Source organism: Streptomyces sp. NPDC029956, from assembly GCF_055574655.1.
In genome coordinates, this window is record NZ_JBVHZJ010000008.1 from 32494 (window position 1) to 50715 (window position 18222).

At 71.7% G+C, this 18222-nt stretch carries 15 protein-coding genes; 11 read left to right on the forward strand and 4 right to left on the reverse strand.

All coding sequences use genetic code 11. The features are described 5' to 3' along the window. Positions 1-5 precede the first annotated feature (5 nt). The 3 genes from ACZ4XX_RS08460 to ACZ4XX_RS08470 form a co-directional block, all read right to left on the reverse strand. Complete coding sequence (locus ACZ4XX_RS08460; protein WP_468507168.1) at positions 6-263, reverse strand: hypothetical protein; 258 nt, start codon at positions 261-263, stop codon at positions 6-8. Positions 264-293: 30 nt separating this feature from the next. Next, positions 294-785 (reverse strand): gas vesicle protein, encoded by a 492-nt coding sequence (locus ACZ4XX_RS08465; RefSeq protein WP_468507169.1) that lies wholly within the window; start codon positions 783-785, stop codon positions 294-296. A gap of 263 nt (positions 786-1048) precedes the next feature. After that, positions 1049-1492, reverse strand: coding sequence for a gas vesicle structural protein GvpA (locus ACZ4XX_RS08470; RefSeq protein WP_468507170.1), 444 nt, complete (start codon positions 1490-1492; stop codon positions 1049-1051). 488 nt (positions 1493-1980) lie between these two features. Here ACZ4XX_RS08470 and ACZ4XX_RS08475 point away from each other — a divergent pair, with 488 nt between their 5' ends. Both ACZ4XX_RS08475 and ACZ4XX_RS08480 read left to right on the forward strand, forming a co-directional pair. Then, on the forward strand, positions 1981-2763 hold the full coding sequence (locus ACZ4XX_RS08475) for a histone protein (protein WP_468507171.1): 783 nt from the start codon (positions 1981-1983) through the stop codon (positions 2761-2763). A 3-nt stretch (positions 2764-2766) separates the two neighbouring features. Further along, the gene (locus ACZ4XX_RS08480; RefSeq protein ID WP_468507172.1) at positions 2767-3843 is read left to right on the forward strand and encodes an SRPBCC family protein; all 1077 of its coding nucleotides are present in this window, start codon (positions 2767-2769) and stop codon (positions 3841-3843) included. On the opposite strand, the gene ACZ4XX_RS08485 is transcribed toward ACZ4XX_RS08480, so the two are convergent. Further along, complete coding sequence (locus tag ACZ4XX_RS08485) at positions 3774-4529, reverse strand: DUF6603 domain-containing protein (RefSeq protein WP_468507173.1); 756 nt, start codon at positions 4527-4529, stop codon at positions 3774-3776. The two genes, ACZ4XX_RS08480 and ACZ4XX_RS08485, sit on opposite strands and share 70 nt — an antisense overlap. A 413-nt stretch (positions 4530-4942) precedes the next feature. Between ACZ4XX_RS08485 and ACZ4XX_RS08490 the strand changes: the two genes are divergently transcribed. The 9 genes from ACZ4XX_RS08490 to ACZ4XX_RS08530 all read left to right on the forward strand — a co-directional run bounded on the left by ACZ4XX_RS08490 (position 4943) and on the right by ACZ4XX_RS08530 (position 18192). Then, positions 4943-5431 carry a hypothetical protein gene (locus ACZ4XX_RS08490; RefSeq protein ID WP_468507174.1) on the forward strand — a complete coding sequence of 163 codons (489 nt, stop codon included), beginning with the start codon at positions 4943-4945 and terminating at the stop codon, positions 5429-5431. Further along, positions 5428-6072 (forward strand): hypothetical protein, encoded by a 645-nt coding sequence (locus ACZ4XX_RS08495; protein ID WP_468507175.1) that lies wholly within the window; start codon positions 5428-5430, stop codon positions 6070-6072. Before ACZ4XX_RS08490 ends, ACZ4XX_RS08495 begins: the two co-directional genes overlap by 4 nt. 2 nt (positions 6073-6074) lie before the next feature. Beyond that, positions 6075-10787 carry a putative T7SS-secreted protein gene (locus ACZ4XX_RS08500; protein WP_468507176.1) on the forward strand — a complete coding sequence of 1571 codons (4713 nt, stop codon included), beginning with the start codon at positions 6075-6077 and terminating at the stop codon, positions 10785-10787. A gap of 28 nt (positions 10788-10815) precedes the next feature. Continuing rightward, on the forward strand, positions 10816-11415 hold the full coding sequence (locus ACZ4XX_RS08505) for a pentapeptide repeat-containing protein (RefSeq protein WP_468507177.1): 600 nt from the start codon (positions 10816-10818) through the stop codon (positions 11413-11415). 215 nt (positions 11416-11630) lie between these two features. Further along, positions 11631-12779: a hypothetical protein gene (locus tag ACZ4XX_RS08510; RefSeq protein WP_468507178.1), complete on the forward strand. Its 1149-nt coding sequence runs from the start codon at positions 11631-11633 to the stop codon at positions 12777-12779. A 374-nt stretch (positions 12780-13153) separates the two neighbouring features. After that, the gene (locus ACZ4XX_RS08515; RefSeq protein WP_468507179.1) at positions 13154-13756 is read left to right on the forward strand and encodes a TetR/AcrR family transcriptional regulator; all 603 of its coding nucleotides are present in this window, start codon (positions 13154-13156) and stop codon (positions 13754-13756) included. A gap of 136 nt (positions 13757-13892) precedes the next feature. Beyond that, entirely contained in the window at positions 13893-14816 is a 924-nt protein-coding gene (locus tag ACZ4XX_RS08520) for a TauD/TfdA dioxygenase family protein (RefSeq protein WP_468507180.1), read from the forward strand. Positions 14817-15032: 216 nt separating this feature from the next. Further along, positions 15033-16361 (forward strand): MFS transporter, encoded by a 1329-nt coding sequence (locus tag ACZ4XX_RS08525; RefSeq protein WP_468507181.1) that lies wholly within the window; start codon positions 15033-15035, stop codon positions 16359-16361. A 91-nt stretch (positions 16362-16452) separates the two neighbouring features. Continuing rightward, entirely contained in the window at positions 16453-18192 is a 1740-nt protein-coding gene (locus ACZ4XX_RS08530) for an aldehyde dehydrogenase family protein (RefSeq protein WP_468507182.1), read from the forward strand. Positions 18193-18222: the final 30 nt, after the last annotated feature.

The following is an 18222-nucleotide window of genomic DNA, read 5'->3' on the forward strand; positions in this document are numbered from 1 at the left end:
CCGGTTCAGAACGCGAGGATGACGGCGTACACGAGGAGGAACAGAACGGCGAGCACGACCGACCCCAGATCAGCGGGAGCGGGCCGCGGCCCGGCCGGCTTCGGAGCGCCGACGAGGTCCGGCAGCCGCGCCGAGGCGCGGGCGACATCCTCAGGCTGGGTGTGTCCGCTCGCCTCGTTCTCGCCGACGAGAAACACGGGCACACCGGAGTTGCTGCGGAGACTGGACACGAAGTCGCGCAGCGCTCTCGTGTCCCGAGCCACGGCGTGCACGTACGTGGGCTGTCGTCGTGTTCATGGCTCACGCTTCCGTGGCGCTCGGCGGCGGGGCCCTGGCCTGTCCGCGGTTTCCGCGCCCGTGTCCTCCTCCACGCCCGCCTTCTCCAGGGCCTCACTGCCCGCGTCCGCGGCCCAGAATTCGGCGGTGTCGCGCGGCGCACGGCCGGTATCGAGCGCGTCGCGTCGCAACGCGTCCAACTCGGCGCGCAGCCGCCGGTTCTCCTCCGCCAAAGGGCCGCCCGTGTGCTTCGAGGAGAGCGCCGGGTCGTGCTCCCACCAGTCGATGCCCATCTCCTTCGCCTTGTCCACGGAAGCGACCAGGATCCGTAGCTTGATCGTCAGCAGTTCGATGTCCAGCAGATTGATGCGAATGTCCCCGGCGATCACGATTCCCTTGTCCAGGACACGCTCGAGGATGTCCGCGAGATTGGCGGACGAACCCGGCGGCCCGTACGGCATGGGAGCGGCGCGGGAGGGAACGGACCGGTCGGGCAGGGGCTCAGACATACCGTCCTCGATTCCGCGTCATGGCATCCGCTGCCTTCAGGCGGTGATCTCCGTCCGCCGGACGATCAGCTCGTCCTCTCGCTGGTCGAAAGGTCGACTGATCGATCTCCCCCGCAGCTTCGGTCTTGTGTCCCTTGGTGCATCACAAAGCCGTCACCACACGAAGCGGTACGGTGACAGAGGGCCGGTTCAGTCGGCACTCGACCCCGCCGTCGATCTTGCGGGCGAGGTTCGACTCAGCCGTCAGCAAGCCCTCCACGCGGTCACGCTCGTCGGGCCGGCCGCCGCCTGGGAGCGGGCTCCTCCTCCGCTTCCTCCTCTGATTCCTCCTCCGGTTCCTCGTCGCTACGCGACGTGCCGGTCAGGGTCTCGGAGACCGCGTCGACTGCCCCGCTGAGCGCGCCCTTGGACTTGCCATGAGCGCCGCCGTCCACCATGTTTCCGAGGACCTCGGGGAGCTGGGCCGGAGCCTTCCGGCCCGCTTCGAGGTCGAGCCGGTTGCACGCTTCGGCGAAGCGCAGGTACGTGTCCACGCTGGCCACGACGATCCGGGCGTCGATCTTGATGATCTCGATCCCCAACAGTGAGACGCGGACAAAGACGTCAATCACCAGGCCGCGGTCGAGTATCAGTTCCAGGACGTCGTAGAGACTGCCCGTGCCGCCGCCCCTGCTGACGGGGCCACCGCTCTGCGGCACCATGGTCATGGCGCCTCCCTTCACGGCCAACCGGTCTCAGCTCGGCCGATCGATCATTCCGCGGTTGTAGCCACGCGTCCGCTCGAAGGAGATCGACGCGCCTTCCTCGTCCGGTACGCCTTGAAGCCGGCCAACACGCTTGTCGTGTCCGGGATGCGCTCGGGTTCGACGACCTCGACCCGCCCCCCGGGTCCTCACGCGGCTCGGTGCTGATCGCCCACGAGCGACAGGGGCGCTCTCGACGTCCGTCGTCGAAGGCACGAGAGCAACCCCTCATGGATGAGCCGGACCTGAGGCCATAGGTCCCTTCCAAAGAACTTACCGCCGACAGAAGATAGAATTCCAGTTTATAGGGCGAAATATCATCCCGGAGAGCCAAGGCTCCCCACCGCCCGAGCGGGCGGCCTTTGCGGGCGACGGTGCGGATGCGCGGCCGGGTGTGGAGCCCCTTGCGAGGGGGACAGTGAGGCCGCAAGCGCCCAGTGAAGGGACAGGCCATGGAAGACACGACCAAGATGGCCCTGGCTGCAGCAGTGGCCGGGGGCTACGTCCTGGGACGGACGAAGAAGGCTCGCCTCGCATTCACGGTGGCGACCTATCTGGCGGGACGCCGCTTCGGGCTCGATCCCAAACAACTCATGACACAGGGGCTGAGCAAGCTCCAGGACCTGCCGCAATTCGCTGACCTGAGCGATCAGTTGCGAGGTGAAGCCTTGGACGCCGGCCGTAAGGCGCTCAGCGCAGCGGCCGACCGCAAGCTCGCCGACTTCGCCGACTCGCTTCACGAGCGCACGCTGGCGCTCAGCAGCGACGACGAAGACGAAGGGCGTGACGAGGAAGAGGAAGAGGAGGGGTACGAGGACGAGGGCGAGGACGAGGAATTGGCGGGCCGGGACGAGGAGCCCGAGGAGGAGGACGAAGAGGGAGACGTGGAGGAGGACGAGGAGGGGGACGAAGAACCTCCGGAGGAGGAGCCTGAGGAGGAGGACGAGGAGGAGCCCGAGAAGCCACGGACCCGCCGGACGCGTGCGTCGTCCCGGGCCAGTAAGGCGTCCGAGGGGCGCGGCAGGTCCGCGGCCCCGGCAAGGAAGACGTCGGCCAAGAAGGCGGCGTCGGGGAAGGAGACGGAGAAGCGGCCGGCCAAGAGCAAGGCGCCCGCGAAGAAGACCGCTCCCGCGAAGAAGACTGCTTCCGCCAAGAAGTCAGCTCCCGCGAGGAAGTCCTCCAGGTCCGGGCCGGCGAAGAAGACGGCAGCGCGCAAGCCGTCGACGCGGAGGTAGGTCATGGCAACGGAAGACCGTAGCCAGGAGAAGGAATCCGGCTCCGGGATGGACCGACTGCTTGGCGAACTGGGCGGCTTCCTCTCGGCCCAGGTCGGCCAACTGGCTGACAAGGCAACGGACAAGGTCGGCGACATCACCGACCAGCTGACCGACGTGGCGGAGAACGGCGGGAAACTCACCGACATCGGCGGCCGCATGCTCAAGGGTGACTCGCCTGCCAAGGCGATGCTGGGCAGCACGTTCGGCGGCCTGAAGGACAAGGTCACCGATGCCGCGTCGAACCTGTTCGGTGGCTCGGGCAAGGGCAAGCGCAAGAGCGGCACCCAGAAGATGACCAGCATCGTCGAGACGATCGACGTGGGCGCCCCTCTCCGCCGGGTCTACGACCACTGGACCCAGTACGAGGACTTCAGCGGGTTCACCAAGGGAGTGCGACACGTCTCGCAGGGCGACGAGGTATCCAGTGACTGGAAGGTCAAGGTAGGTCCCTCGACACGCAGTTGGAAGGCGACCGTCCAGGAGCAGGTTCCCGACGACCACATCGTCTGGACCTCCGAGGGAGCCAAGGGCTCGACACGAGGCTGCGTCAGCTTCCACGAGCTGGGCCCGTCCCTTACCCGGATCCTTCTCACCGTCGAGTACTACCCCTCGGGCCTGTTCGAGAAGACGGGCAATCTCTGGCGCGCCCAGGGCCGCCGTCTTCGGCTGGACGCGAAGCACTTCCGCCGCTTCGTCACTCTCACCGACGACGAGCCGGATGGGTGGCGCGGAGAGATCCGCGACGGCGAAGTGGTCCGCACGCACGAAGAAGCCCTCGAGGAGGAGGAAGCGGAGAAGGAAGGCGGGGAGTCCGAGGAGGAGGACGGCGACTACGAGGAAGGGCAGGAGCCTGAGGAGGGGTACGAGGACGAGGACGAGGACGAGGACGACTTCGACGAGGAGGAGGAACCTGAGGCCGAGGACGAGTACGAGGAGGGCGGGGAGGACGAAGAGGGCGGGGAGGACGATCAGGGGCACGAGGACGAGGACGCGGAGGACGAAGACGAGACCGCTGGTCGTCGTCGGCGTAGGCGCTGATGCACCTGGCAGAGGAGCGGCCGCGTGATGGCCGCTCCTCTGCGAGCGTCGGGCGCCGAACCCGACGGGGAGCCGGCGATCTCCTCGGCGCGTGCGACGACGTTGCCGGGGAAGAGGATCCGGTCGGCGTTCCCCGCGAGGACGAGGTCGCGCAGCCGGTTCTCGTCCACGCGTCGGCTGAGGCCGACCAGGCCGCCGACCGCGTCCGGGGCGAAGCCGAAGCCCAGCTGGATTCCGGGATGGCCGAACTCCGCCCCGAGCAGGACGAGGAAGGACAACTGCCGCCCGTCGACGGGTAGTTGCAGCGGGCCGAAGACCTGGACCTGCACGAAGCCGAGGTCGATGTCCAGGGCTCCCGCGTAGGCGCCGCTGCCGGGGGTGGCGACGACGGGCGCGTCGGGCGTCACGGCGACTCCCATGGCGATGCCGTGCGTGGAGACGTGCGGGCCTTCGGCGGGGCCGCCGGTCAGCTCCCCCTGGCGGGTGGCGGTGATCGTCGCGGTGCCGGCCGGAGGGACCGGCGCGGAGCCGGGTGAGTGGGTCGCGTTCCAGAGCTGGTCGGACCGGACGTCGAGGGTCACCAGCCAGTCCCAGCCCGCGTCGCCGAGCGTGTGGTTGAAGGCGGCACCGGAAGCGACGACGACGTCGACGGTCGGTCCCTGGCCGTCCGGGCCCGGGGTGATCACGAGGCTTCCCCCGGTGACGGCGACCCTGCGATACGCGCGGCGGCAGGTGATCCGGCTCGACGCGACGGGGGAGCCCCGGTTCGTCAACCGTAGGCCCGTGTACCGGTGATGGCGACTTCCTGGCGGGTCCGCCCCGGTATTCGGCAGGCGGAAGGCCCCTCAACGGCGGCGACGACGACAACCGGCGTCCCGGTGGGCGGCTGCTTCGGTACCGTCGGGGCTCCTCGTGTGCGGGGGGGGCACGTGTCCCCACCGGATCCGGTTCGGTGGGCAGGCGTCCTCACCGGGATCCTGAACCGGATCCCGACGGGCGAGCGCTCGTACCGTCGATCCGGGGAACCGTGCGGGGAGGGCAGGCGTGTACACCCGAGAAACGGGGGAGGCCCCCGGTACGACGGCGGGGAGGCGGGTCGGTGGGCGGAGCGACGGTACTTGCGGAACGGATCGCCGAGCGGCGGTCCGGGCCAGGTGACCCCAGGGAGCTGGTGGGGGAGCTGCGGCGTGCCCTCGTCCTCGTCCCGGTGGACTCCGGGGGTCTGTGGACGGCGGAGTTCGGCGGGGTGCGCTGGATCTGCGCCTTCACCGACGAGGCGGCGCTCGCCCGGTTCGCCCGGGCCCGGGACGCGGCCGGCGGGGACACCGGGCGCGAGGCGGGCGGTGCGTGGGAGTTCGCGGAGCTGCGCGGGGCGCGGCTGCTCGACGAGATCGTCCCCGCCCTGGGCGTCCCCGCCGGGGTGGCAGTCGACATCGCCGATCCGGAGGGGGCGATGGCCTTCCCGCCGGTCCGGGGCATCGTGCCCGACGACGTGGCGATCGACGTCCCGACCGACGGGCCGGCGCCCTCTCCGCCCGACGGGCCGGCCGCGGCCTCGGGGCCGGCCGCCGGCGGTGACGCCCGATGAGCGGGGGCGGGCAGGAGAACCTGCGGTTCGACGCGGAGAGCATCAAGAAGATCACCGAGGGGATCCGCGCGGCCACCGCCGAACTCCGGGACATCGGCACGGGCACGGGGGCCGTGCTCGGCAAGGGCTTCTCCGACCTCTCGATGACCGGCATGGAAGCCGGGCACCACGGTCTCTCGGTGGACTTCGAGGACTACTGCGAGCGCTGGGAATGGGGCGTACGGGCGCAGATCCAGGACGCCAACACCCTCGCCGCGACGCTGGGCCTCGCCGCCGGACTCGTCTGGGAGGAGGACCAGTACCTCCAGGGCACCTTCAAGATCGCCGTGAACTCCGCCGTGGGCAACCCGCACGCCTCCGAGGCCGACATCGTCAAGCAGGACTGGGGTGACGTGTTCACCCCGGACTACCTGAACCCCGACTGGAGTCCCGAGTCCTTCCAGCACGCCGGGGACGAGGCCGCCCAGACCTGGAAGGACACCGGGCGGGCGGTCCTCACGGAGGGCCAGGGCGGGAGCCGGGCGCGGATCCTCAACGAACTCCTCGGGGTGGACCAGGGCGACTTCGACCGTGCCGTGGACGAGACGTTCGGCCCGTCCCCTGAAGAGCGGGCGCAGCAGCAGGACACCGGGGGGAACTGACCGTGGGTATCGGGGACTTCATCAGCGACATCACTCCGGATGTCGTCGAGGACGCGGTCGAGGACGGCGTCGAGTGGGCCGGCAACCGGGTCGAGGACGCCGGGAACTGGACCGCGGACCGGCTGGACGACGTCGGCTGGGAGTCCGGCGCCGACTGGGTGCGCGAGCAGTCGCGTTCACTGGCGAACCGGATGGGCGCCGAGGTCGACGAGATGGACCTCGGGCAGACCGAGGACAAGACCAAACTGATCTACGGCAGTCCCTCCAAGCTGCGGGACACCGCCTCCCATCTGCGGGACCTCCAGGCCTCTTTCGAGAAGGTCGGCCAGGGACTGAAGGGCCTCGACTCATCCGCCGTGAAGGGCGAGGCCGCCGACGCGTTCCGGGAGAAGGTCGCGGTCGAACCGCCCAAGTGGTTCAAGGGCGCGGACGCCTTCGGCAAGGCCGCCGACGCCTTGGCGAGCTTCGGCCTCACCGTCGAGTGGGCCCAGGGACAGGCCCAGACAGCCATCGACAAGTGGAAGGCGGGCACCAAGGCATCCGCCGACGCGGCCGACGCGCACAACAAGAGCGTCGACGACTACAACAAGGCCGTCGACGGCTACAACGCCCAGCCCGCCGACAAACGGAACCCGGCCTCCCTGCCGCCCAAGCCGGGCGCCTTCACCGACCCCGGCAAGGCGGGCATGCAGGAGGCGCAGGAGATCCTCGCCGAGGCCCGCAAGCAGCGCAACGCCGCCGCCGAGACAGCCCGCACCGCCGTCCGGGCCGCCCGGGACGCGGCCCCGCCCAAACCCTCGTACGCCGACCAGGCCATGGACGGGCTCGAAGAACTCCAGGTGATGCAGGCCCACTTCGGCGGCGGCATCGTCAAGGGCACGGCAGGGCTGCTCAGTTTCGTCCGGAGTGTCAACCCCACCGACCCGTACAACATCACCCACCCCGCCGAATACCTCACCCAGCTCAACAGCCTCGCCTCCGGCCTCGTCCTCATGGCCAACGACCCGTGGGGCACGGGCAAGCAGATGATCGACAACTTCATGAAGGACCCGGCGGAAGGCTTCGGCCGCCTCGTCCCCGACCTGCTGCTCACCGCCGCCACCGCCGGCGGTGGCGCGGCCGTCAAGGGCGTCCGGGTCGCGGCCGAGGGAGCGGACCTGGCGTCCGACGCCAACCGCGCCCGCCGCCTGATCGACGGATCGCCGAACGGCACCCACAACCGCCCCGACGCCCACCGACTCGTCGACGAGACCGACCCGGTGGACCTCGCCTCGGGCCGGATGTTCCTGCCCCAGACCGACGTCTCCCTCCCCGGCACCCTCCCGCTCACCTTCACCCGACGCGTCGAGTCCGGCTACACCGCCGGACGCTTCTTCGGCCCCTCGTGGTCCTCCACCGTCGACGAGCACCTGGAGATCGACGCGCAGGGGGTCGTCCACGTCACGGACGACGGCCTCCTGCTCCCCTACCCGCACCCCGTGCCCGGCCTCCCCACGCTCCCCGAGTCCGGCACCGGCCGCCGGCCGCTCGCCCGCGACGAGTCCGGCGACTACACGCTCACCGATCCGGACACCGGTCTGACCCGGCACTTCGCCGCGCCCGTCGGCACCGAACCGGGCGGCGACGGAGAGGCATGGCTCGTACGGACGGTGGACCGCAACGGCCACGCCGTCACCGTCGACCGTACCGAGGACGGAACCCCGCTCGCCCTCGTCCACACGGCGGGCTACCACGTCGACGTCACGGCCGAGAACGGCCGGGTGACGCGCCTCGCCCTGCGCCTTCCCGACGGCACCGGACAGGAACTCGTCCGCTACGGCCACACCGACGGCGACCTGACCGCGGTCACCAGGCCCTCCGGCGCCACCCTCGCCCTCGCCTACGACGACCGGCACCGGGTGATCACCTGGACCGACTCCAACGGCAGCCGCTACGACTACGCCTACGACGAGCACGACCGGGTCATCGGCGAGGGCGGCGAGGACGGCCATGTCCAGCTCACCCTCGCCTACGGCCACCCCGATCCGGCCACCGGCCACCGCACCACCACTCTCACCACCGCCGACGGACGGGTCACCCGCCATCTGATCGACGGCGCCTGCCACGTCCTCGCCACCGTCGACCCGCTCGGCCACACCACCCGGCTCGGCCACGACGCCCGCGGGAACCTCCTCACCCGCACCGACGCCCTCGGCCGGACGACCGCCTTCTCGTACGACGACGAGGGCCGGCTGCTCACGGTCCTCCGGGCCGACGGCAGCCGGCTCTCCACCGTCCGTGACGACCGGGGCCTGCCCGTGGAGTTCACCGACGCCGACGGGGGGCGGACCCGCCAGGAGTTCGACGACCTCGGCAACCTCACCGCCGTCACGGACCCCGCCGGCCGCACCACCCGCTACACCTACGACGACCGGGGCCACCTCGCCACCACCACCGACCCCTCAGGCGCCGTCACCACCTTCCGCTGCGACCCCGCCGGGCTCCCCCTCGAGGTCGGCGACCCCCTCGGCGGCACCACGCGGTGCGAGCGCGACGCCCACGGCCGGCTCGTCCGCGTCACCGACCCGCAGGGCGCCGTCACCACCCTGGAGTGGACCGAGGACGGCGAACTCGCCCGGCGCGTCCGCACGGACGGGACCGTCGAGGCATGGGCCTACGACGGTGAGGGCAACTGCACCGCGTACACCGATCCGAACGGCTTCACGACCCGCTTCGAGTACACCCACTTCGACCTGCTCGCCGCCCGCACCGGCCCGGACGGCGCGCGCCACGCCTTCGAGCACGACGCGGCCCTCCGCCTCACCCGGGTCACCGACCCCCAGGGGCTGACCTGGGACTACACGTACGACCGGGCCGGCCGCACGGTCGCCGAGACCGACTTCGACGGGCGGACCGTCTCCTACGAACTGAACGCGGTCGGGCAGGTCACCGCCCGCACCACCCCCACCGGCCAGACCGTCCGCTACGAGCGGGACGCGCTCGACCGGGTCGTCCGCAAGGACGCGGCGGGAGCCGCCACCTCCTACGCGTACGACGCCGCCGGCCGGATGGTCCGCGCCGAGGGCCCCGACAGCGAACTCGTCCGGCAGTACGACCGCCGCGGCGAACTCACGACAGAACTCGTCGACGGCCGCCCGCTCACCTACACCTACGACGACACCGGACGCCTCTCCCGCCGCATCACCCCCACCGGACACGTCACCAGCTACGCCTACGACGCCACGGGCCGGCTCGCCCGGCTCACCAGCGGCACCCGGCGGATCTCCTTCGCCCACGACACGGCCGGACGGGAACTCCGCCGCGCCTTCGGCGACACCCTCGCACTCACCACGTCCTGGGACGAGTACGGCCGGCCGGCCGGCCAGCACCTGACCGCGGGCGGCCGCACCGTCAACCGCCGCGCCTACACCTATCGCGCCGACGGCCACCTCACCGCGCTCGACGACGCCCTGCGCGGCTCCTTCCGCTACGGCCTCGACACCACCGGCCGCGTCACCACCGTCACCGCCGAGGGCTGGAAGGAGTCGTACGCCTACGACGCCTCCGGCAACCAGACCTCCGCGTCCTGGCCCGGCGGCCACCCCGGCCAGGACGCCACGGGCCCCCGCAGCTACACCGGAACCACCCTCACCCGCGCCGGAGCGGTCCGGTACGAGCACGACGCCGGCGGCCGGATCACCCTGCGCCGCCGGGTCACGCTCTCCGGAAAGGCGGACACCTGGCGGTTCACCTGGGACGCCGAGAGCCGCCTCACCGCCGTCACCACGCCCGACGGGACGCGCTGGCGCTACCGGTACGACCCGCTCGGCCGACGCACCGCGAAGCAGCGGCTCGCCGACGACGGCGAGACGGTGGTCGAGGAGACCCTGTTCACCTGGGACGGCCCGACCCTGTGCGAACAGGTGACGACCGCACCCGAGCTGCCCCGCCCCGTCGCCCTCACCTGGGACCACCGGCACGCCAAGCCGCTGGCCCAGACCGAACGCGTCCTCGGCGCCGACGCCTCCCAGGAGGCCGTCGACGAGCGCTTCTTCGCCATCGCCACCGACCTCGTCGGCACCCCCACCGAACTCGTCGACGAGACCGGCCGGGTGGCCTGGCACAGCCGCGCCACGCTCTGGGGCACCACCACGTGGAACAGCGGCGCCACCGCCTACACCCCGCTCCGGTTCCCCGGTCAGTACTTCGACCCCGAGACCGGTCTCCACCACAACTACTTCCGGCAGTACGACCCGGAGACCGCCCGCTACCTCACTCCCGACCCGCTGGGGCTCCTCCCCGCCCCCAACCCGGCCTCCTACGTCCACAACCCGGTCACCTGGTCCGACCCGCTCGGCCTCTCCCCCTACCGCGGGCTCGGACTCAGCGACGAGGCGATGAACGCCATCCAGAAGCTGGAGAACATCAAGGCCGACCCGATCGGCCGCATCAACTCCGAGCCCAACCACAACCACTACTCGGCGGCGCGGCGCGAGGCGGGCGGCGAGGTGGTGGCCCGCAAGCCGGACGGCACCCCCTTCGACCACGTCCAGGACCTCACACAGGCCGCGAACGGACTGGAGAACGTCCGCAAGGCCCTGTGGAAGGAGATGGAGAAGCTACCGGACGGCATGACCGAGCGCGGGCTCGAAGTGCTCCTCAAGAAGCACGACGAGACCGTCTACCACCTGGACCGTGTGAAAGGCTTCCTGCACCAGATCAAGCAGCAGCCATGACCGACCCCAGAAACGGAACAGTGCGCCCATGACCGACGAGAACAGCCACGCCACCGAGGTACGCGAGCGGTGGGCCCGCCCGGAGAACGCCCCCGCCCTCGACGGCATCCGCGCCGCCCTCGCCGGCGGTGGCGACTGGCGCGCGCTCGTGCGCGAATGGACCCTGCCCTGGGGCACCGAGAACGATCTGGCCGGCATTCCGCTCGCCGGTGTGGGCCTCGGCGGCCTGGACCTGAAGGACGTCATCCTCAGCTACGCCGACCTGCAGGGATGCGACATGAGCGGCTGCGACCTCACCGACGCGTTCCTGACGGGCACCGACCTGCGCGAGGCCACGCTGGTGAACGCGACCCTCACCCGCGTGAACGCCGGGCTCTGCGACCTCAGCGGGGCCGACCTCAGCGGCGCGAACGCGGACGACGCCGTGTTCTCCCGCGCCCGCCTCGTCGGCACCCGGCTGTCCGGCGCCTCCCTGCGCCGGGTGAAGTTCGTCGCGGCCGAACTCGGCGACGCGGACTTCTCGGACGCGGACCTGTCGGACGCCGTGATGGTCGCGGCCAGGACGGCGGGCACGATCCTGGACGGCGCACGCCTGGAGGGGGCCCGCCGCGGCTCACTGAGGCCGTAGACCCTCAGCTGTCGACGGAACACGAAGGTCCCCTCACCGATCACGAGGGCTGCCGCGAAGACGGCGGCCCCACCTGATCAGCCGTCACCCCGCGTGCCACGGGTGCCGCGGCCGCTCGGCGCCGTGAGGCCGACCGCCGACCGCACCCCCCTTCGCGGCCGATAGCCGAGGCCCGTCGTACTCTTCCCCGAGTTCGACTGCCCCGGGAGATCCGCTTGTCCGTTCATGCTCGGCTCCGTGCCACCGTCCCCGCTCTCATGCCCTCGTCGCAGGCCGGTCCGCCGGAGATCACGGGGCTGCCCGGGCGCAGGTGGCTCGTCCAGCGGAGCGACGACGAGATCGTGGCCCAGCCCCTGGACGACGCCTTCGTCGCACGCGCTGGGGCGAGTGTTCGCTTCCCCGCGCCCTGGCCCCGGAGTCGCGGAACGTGGGAAGTGGCGCCGGACGCGAGTCTGGCCGTCTTCGCCGGGGTCCATGCCGTGCGCGCGGTGGATCCGTCGGGAGCGACGCGTTGGGAGGTCCGCCACGGGTGCTGGTACGGCGCGTGCCGCGAGATGCACGAGGCGTACGACGCGTACGCGGATCGGCAGGACCATCGGTATCCCGAGAGCGGCTCGGTCGGTTTCTCGGCGGACGGCAGGCTCGTCTGGGCGCACGTACGCGGCCCGTTGTCCGAGGGCGAGCTGAGCCCCGGCACGGCCGACGAGTGGCTGGTCATCGACGCCGAGAACGGTCGCGTGCTCGCGCGGGCCGACGCCGAAGCGGCAGCCGCCGGCAGCGTTCACCTTCCCCACCCGACCGATCCTCACCAGATGGGGCTGAGCATCGGCGAAGGCCAGGACGGCGCACCCCTGCGATGGGGCCGCTGGGACGGGAGGGAACTGACCGTGGACTGCCTGGACGGCGATCTGTGCCTGCTGAGCCTCAGCCCGTCGGGCGACCGGCTCATGACCGTCTCCCACGACCAGGACTCCCTCGCCGTACGAGACTCACGCGGCGCCGTCGTCGAGGCGCTGGACTGGAACGCCGAGGCAGCGATTCCCCGCCACCCTGGTGCTCCCACCGCCACGGACTCTGACGCCGCCGAGGACGAGGACGAGGACGAACTGGACGTCTGCTGGGACTGGGCCGGCGGCTTCCTCGACGAGACGACCCTTGTCGCCTCGACTGTCGAGTGCGACGAGGAGTGGGGGCAGGGCCGGCACTGGCTGGTGGACACGACGGGAACGCGCGGTTTCACGCCGATCGACTACCCCACGCCGGTCTCCGGCGAGCCGACCGCGCTGGGAAGCGGCGCCTGGTCGACGCTGTCCGAGACCCGTGACGTCCTCCACGTCTGGGGCCTCCACGGACTGGAGGGCTGATCTCGGCAGGACTCCCACATGACGGCCGCGGGCCCACGATGCTGTACGCCATCTCAGCCCACAGCCGCAGGTCGAGGGGCCCTGAGGTCGTGGGGCCCGGGGCGAATCCGTCGCCCCCACCCGAAGGAACGAGGCATCCGGAACACACCCGATCACGGCCGTCCAGTGGCGCCGTCGCGCCGCCACCGACTGGACTGCCTACCTCCAAGCGCGCGGGGGACGAAAAGACCTGGACCCGTCGTCCTGGCCGAGGCGTGCCGCTACCGCATCGTGATCGGCGTTCGCGTCGACGGCGGATCCATCCCCGGAGTCACGTACACCGCCACCACCTACCACCGGGAGATAGAGGGCCGGCCAGCCCGTAGGCTCGACGCATGGTCGGGAAGCGGGTGCGGGAAGAGGGGCGGGGGCCGGGACGGCCGCGCGAGGAGCGGGTCGATCGCGCCGTGCTCGACGCGGTCGTCGCCCTGGTGACGGAGAAGGGCCTGGGCGCCGTCACCATGGACGCCGTGGCCCTGCGGGCGGAGGTCAGCAAGCCGTCCATCTACCGGCGCTGGCCCACGAAACAGGATCTGCTGATCGCCGCCGCCGAGTCCCGCGTCGGCCCGCTGTCCGTCCCTGATCTCGGGGACTTCCGCGCCGAGCTGAGGGTCGTGCTCGAAACCCGGCTGGAGGCGTACCGGGCCCCGGGGGTCGACCGGCTGATGGCCGGCGTCATCGGGGCGGCGGCCGAGGCCGGCGCCGTGCGCGGCGCTTACGGGGACTACTCCGCCCGCGTCATGAGCGAGACCCGGCACATCCTGGAGCGGGGGGTCGCCCGCGGCGACGTACGACCGGACATCGACGTCCGCGCGGTGGCCACGATGGTGGCCGCTCCGCTCGTGTTCCGGCTGGTCGGAGAGATGGAACCACCCGACGCCACGCTGGTGGACACGGTGGTCGACCTCGTCTCGCGCGCCGTGTCCGCGCGGGACTGACCGAAAACAGTCTCCCCAGGGGGCGCCGAAATCGATAGGCGCGAACCCCTTGCCCTCACGCGGCCCAATATCGATACTCCCGGTAACGAATTCCCGGTCGTCACAGTCGTCAATGTCGTCACTGCGGAGGTACTCCATGGCCACGCCCGCCACCACCCCCCAGCCCGTCCTCGACAAGCCCCTGCTGCACTATGGGCGGCGTGTTCTGGAGCGCACGGCTCCGGACATGCCCCCCGCCGAGTACCGGCTCCTCGACGTCTCGCCGCTCACCCCTCACATCGGCGCTGAGATCAGCGGGGTGGCCCTCACCGGGCGGATCGGCGAGGAGCTCGCCGCCGAACTCCGGCTGGCCCTGCTGGAGTGGAAGGTGATCTTCTTCCGCGACCAGCACGACTTCACCCCCCAGCACCACCTCGCCCTCGCGGGCGTCTGGGGCGTGCCCGAGGCGAACCCCTTCTTCCCCAAGAGCGAGACCGTCGGCGTCTCCCGGCTGGCCAAGGACGCGATGGCCGTCGGCCAGGAGAACATCTGGCACAGCGACCACTCCTTCATGGCCGCCCCCGCCCTGGGCTCCGTCCTGCGCGCGGTCGAGGTGCCGCCCGCCGGCGGCGACACGATGTGGGCGGACATGGGCGCCGCGTACGACAACCTCTCCGAGGAGATGAGGGCGCGCGTCGAGGGCCTCACCGCCGTCCACGACTGGGTGCCCAGCTGGGGCTCCGTCATGACCGAGGAGCAGATCGCCCACTTCCGGCAGTCCCTGCCGCCCGTCGAGCACCCGGTCGTCGTCCGCCACCCGCAGACCGGTCGCAAGCTGCTCTACGTCAACGAGCCCTTCACCATACGCATCGTCGGCCTGTCGGACGAGGAGAACCGCGAACTGCTCGACGCGCTCGTCCTCCAGGCCCGTATCCCCGAGTACCAGGTGCGCTTCCGCTGGCAGCCGGACTCCATCGCGATCTGGGACAACATCGCCGTCCAGCACTACGCGATCAGCGACTACTACCCGCAGCGCCGCGTCATGGAGCGCATCGCCGTCGCCGGGGTGCCACTCTCCTGACCGGCGGGCCGTCGTCCTGACCGGCGGAGCGCCCACCCGTCCGACGGGTCCGCGTTCCGACCGGCGGACCCTGCCGCTCGCCCGGCAACGACCGGGCGTGCGGCGGTCCGAGCGGCCCGTCCGCTCTCCCCGTCGTCCCCCTCCGCCCGCTCTCTCCCCTCCCCGGCGCGGCACCCGCACATCCGCACGCGCCGCCCCTCTTCTCCGGAGGTTCCCGTGACCGCCGCCGACACTTCGGCCGTAACACCGCTCGCGCGGGCCACGCAGGCAGCTCACGACCCCGGCGTCCGCGCCTGGATCGTCACCGGCATGCTCGTGGTCTTCATGATGATCAACTTCGCCGACAAGGCCGTGTTCGGTCTCGCGGCCGACGAGATACGGGCGGATCTGGGTCTGTCCGCGACCGATTTCGGGCTGGCGAACAGCGCGTTCTTCCTGCTGTTCTCGGCGGCCGCCGTCGTGGTGGGCCTGCTGGCCGACCGGGTGTCCCTGAAGTGGCTTCTGCTGGTCATGGCTCTGCTCTGGTCGGTGGCGCAGGTGCCCGCCGCCCTCGGTGGCGGGCTCGCCGTCCTGATCGGCACACGGGTGGTGCTCGGCGCCGCCGAGGGGCCGGCGTTCCCGGTCGCCCAGCAGGCCGCGCTGTCCTGGTTCCCCGACCACCGCCGCAATCTGCCCGGAGCCCTGGTCACCCTCGGAGTCACGCTGGGCGTGATCACCGCTGCCCCGGGGCTGACCTGGGTCATCCAGAACCACGGCTGGCGATCCGCCCTCTGGGTGGTCGCGGGCCTGGGGCTGGTCTGGGCCGTGGTCTGGCTCCTGGTCGGCGCGGACGGCCGGTTCCGCGACAGCGACGGCGGTACGGCCGCGCCCGCCGCGTCGACCGGGTCCGCCACGCCCGCCCGGTCCCGGGCCTGGCCCGCGTACCGGCGTGTCTTCGGCAGCCGTACCTGGATCGGCACCACCGTCGCGTACTTCACCAGCTACTGGTGCGTGGCCCTGATGCTGGTGTGGCTGCCGTCCTACCTGAAGAGCGGCCTCGGCCACTCCTCCGCGACCGCCGGCACGCTGGTGGCCTTGCCCTGGGCGCTCGGCGCCGTGGTGCTGCTCGGTCAGGCCGCGCTGACCGGGTGGCTGATGCGCCGCGGCGTGGGGAGCCGGTGGGCGCGCGGCCGCGTCGGCGCGGGTCTGCTGTTCCTCGGCGCTCTGTGCTTCCTCGCCGTTCCCCCGGCCGACGGCACCGGGGCCAAGACGGCGCTGCTCATCGCCGGTTGCGGCCTCGGCGGCTCCTTCGCGACCGTCGCGATCACCACCGTCGCCGAACTCGCCCCGACCACCCGTCGCGGCGGCGCCCTCGGCACGATGAACGCCGTGGTGACCACCGCGGGCCTGATCGCCCCGACCGTCGTGGGCCGCATGGTCGACCGCCAGGGCGCCTCCGGCTACCAGAACGCCGTCGTGGTGTCCGCCGTCCTGCTCCTGCTCGGCGCCGTCGCCGCCTTCGCCCTGATCGACCCGGCGCGCGACGCGGCACGCACCGGCGCCTGACGCGCCCGGCCGCCCCGCCCCCCCGTACATCCGCCCCGTACTCCCCCACCGATCCACGCCGACCGGCGCCCGCCGTCCAAGGAGCCCGACCATGACCTCACTCATCCTCGACATCGAGGCGCTGGACCGCGCCGTCGCCGAACTACGGGAGAACGCCGGCACCTGGACGGCCACGCCGCTCCCCGAGCGCGTCGAGCTCCTGGAGCGGCTGCTGCCGCGGATCGCCGACGGGGCCGAGGACATGGTCGCGGCCTGCGCCCGCGCCAAGGGCTACGGCCCCGACTCCTCCTGGGCGGCGGAGGACTGGGCGGGCGCGCCGTGGGCGCTGGCCCAGACCACGAGCGCCTATCTGCGGGTGCTGCGCCGGATCGCGGCCGGCGAGGAGCCGGTCGCGGCCGGGGCCGTACGGGAGCGGGACGGCCGGGCGGTCGTCGACGTCTTCCCCGCCAGCGGCTGGGACGGCCTGCTGCTCAACGGGTTCACGGCCCAGGTGTGGACCCGGCCCGGCACGACGGCGGACGGGGTACGGAGGCGGGCGGCGGGCCCGTACCGAGGCCGGCCCGTCGACCCCGGCGTCGCCCTCGTCCTGGGCGCCGGCAACGTCGCCGCCATCACCGCCCTCGACATCCTGCACAAGCTGTACGTGGACGGCCAGGTCGTCCTCGCGAAGATGAACCCGGTCAACGCCTACCTCCGCCCCCATTTCGAGCGGGTCTTCGGCGAGTTCGTCCAGCGGGGCTGGGTGCGCTTCGTCGACGGCGGCGCTGCGGAGGGCGCCCACCTCACCACGCACGAGGGTGTGGACAGCATCCACGTCACCGGCAGCGAGCGCACCCACGACGCCATCGTCTGGGGCACGGACGAGCAGGCCGAGGAGCGCCGCCGCGCGGACACCCCGCTGAACACCAAGCCGTTCAGCAGCGAACTGGGCGGCGTCAGCCCCTGCGTCGTGGCGCCCGGGCCCTGGAGCGCGGCGGACTTCCGCTTCCAGGCCGAGCACATCGTCACCAGCAAGATGAACAACTCCGGCCACAACTGCGTCGCCAGCCAGATCCTCGTCCTCCCCCGCGACTGGGACGGCACCGAGCGGCTGCTTGCCGAGATCCGGCGGGTCCTGCGCGAACTGCCCGCCCGTACCGACTACTACCCGGGCGCGGACCGGCGGCTGGCGGCCGTGCGGACGGCGCACCCGGAGGCCGAGGCCCACGGGGAGGGCGACTGCCGGCTCCTGGTCCCCGACATCTCCGATGTCTCCGACGTCTCCGGCGCGGAGGGCCGGGACATGATGCTGACCGACGAGGTGTTCGGCAGCGCGCTGGGCGTCGTACGGCTCCCCGGCGACACCCCGGACGCCTTCCTCAGCGAGGCCGTCGCCTTCGCCAACGACCGACTCCCCGGCACCCTCGGCGCGACGCTCCTCGTGCACCCGAGGACGGAGAAGGAGCACCGCGCCGCGGTCGACGCGGCCGTCGCGGGCCTGCGGTACGGCACGGTCGGCGTCAACTGCTGGTCCGCGATCGGGTTCCTGCTCGGCTACACCCCGTGGGGAGCCCACCCCGGCCACACCCGTCAGTCCATCGGCAGCGGCGTCGGCTTCGTCCACAATGCCTTCATGCTGGCCGACGACGACATCGAGAAGACCGTGCTGCGCGCGCCCTTCGCGCCCGCTCCCCGTGGCCTGTTCACCGGTTCGCCTTCGCTGTCGCCGCGCCCACCGTACTTCGTCACCAACCGCACCGGTGCCACCACTCTGAAGCGGGTCACCCGCTTCACCGCGGCCCCGGGCCTCGCGAAGCTGCCCGGCATCTTCGCCTCCGCACTGCGCGGCTGACACACGTCGACCGCCCCTCCCTTCCCTTCG

Bases quoted from the DNA above. Each gene is read 5' to 3' on its own strand.
- ACZ4XX_RS08515 (WP_468507179.1), top strand. From the start codon at position 13,154: ATGGTCGGGAAGCGGGTGCGGGAAGAGGGGCGGGGGCCGGGACGGCCG.
- ACZ4XX_RS08505 (WP_468507177.1), top strand. From the start codon at position 10,816: ATGACCGACGAGAACAGCCACGCCACCGAGGTACGCGAGCGGTGGGCC.
- ACZ4XX_RS08530 (WP_468507182.1), top strand. From the start codon at position 16,453: ATGACCTCACTCATCCTCGACATCGAGGCGCTGGACCGCGCCGTCGCC.
- ACZ4XX_RS08520 (WP_468507180.1), top strand. From the start codon at position 13,893: ATGGCCACGCCCGCCACCACCCCCCAGCCCGTCCTCGACAAGCCCCTG.
- ACZ4XX_RS08495 (WP_468507175.1), top strand. From the start codon at position 5,428: ATGAGCGGGGGCGGGCAGGAGAACCTGCGGTTCGACGCGGAGAGCATC.
- ACZ4XX_RS08480 (WP_468507172.1), top strand. From the start codon at position 2,767: ATGGCAACGGAAGACCGTAGCCAGGAGAAGGAATCCGGCTCCGGGATG.
- ACZ4XX_RS08465 (WP_468507169.1), bottom strand. From the start codon at position 785: ATGTCTGAGCCCCTGCCCGACCGGTCCGTTCCCTCCCGCGCCGCTCCC.
- ACZ4XX_RS08470 (WP_468507170.1), bottom strand. From the start codon at position 1,492: ATGACCATGGTGCCGCAGAGCGGTGGCCCCGTCAGCAGGGGCGGCGGC.
- ACZ4XX_RS08475 (WP_468507171.1), top strand. From the start codon at position 1,981: ATGGAAGACACGACCAAGATGGCCCTGGCTGCAGCAGTGGCCGGGGGC.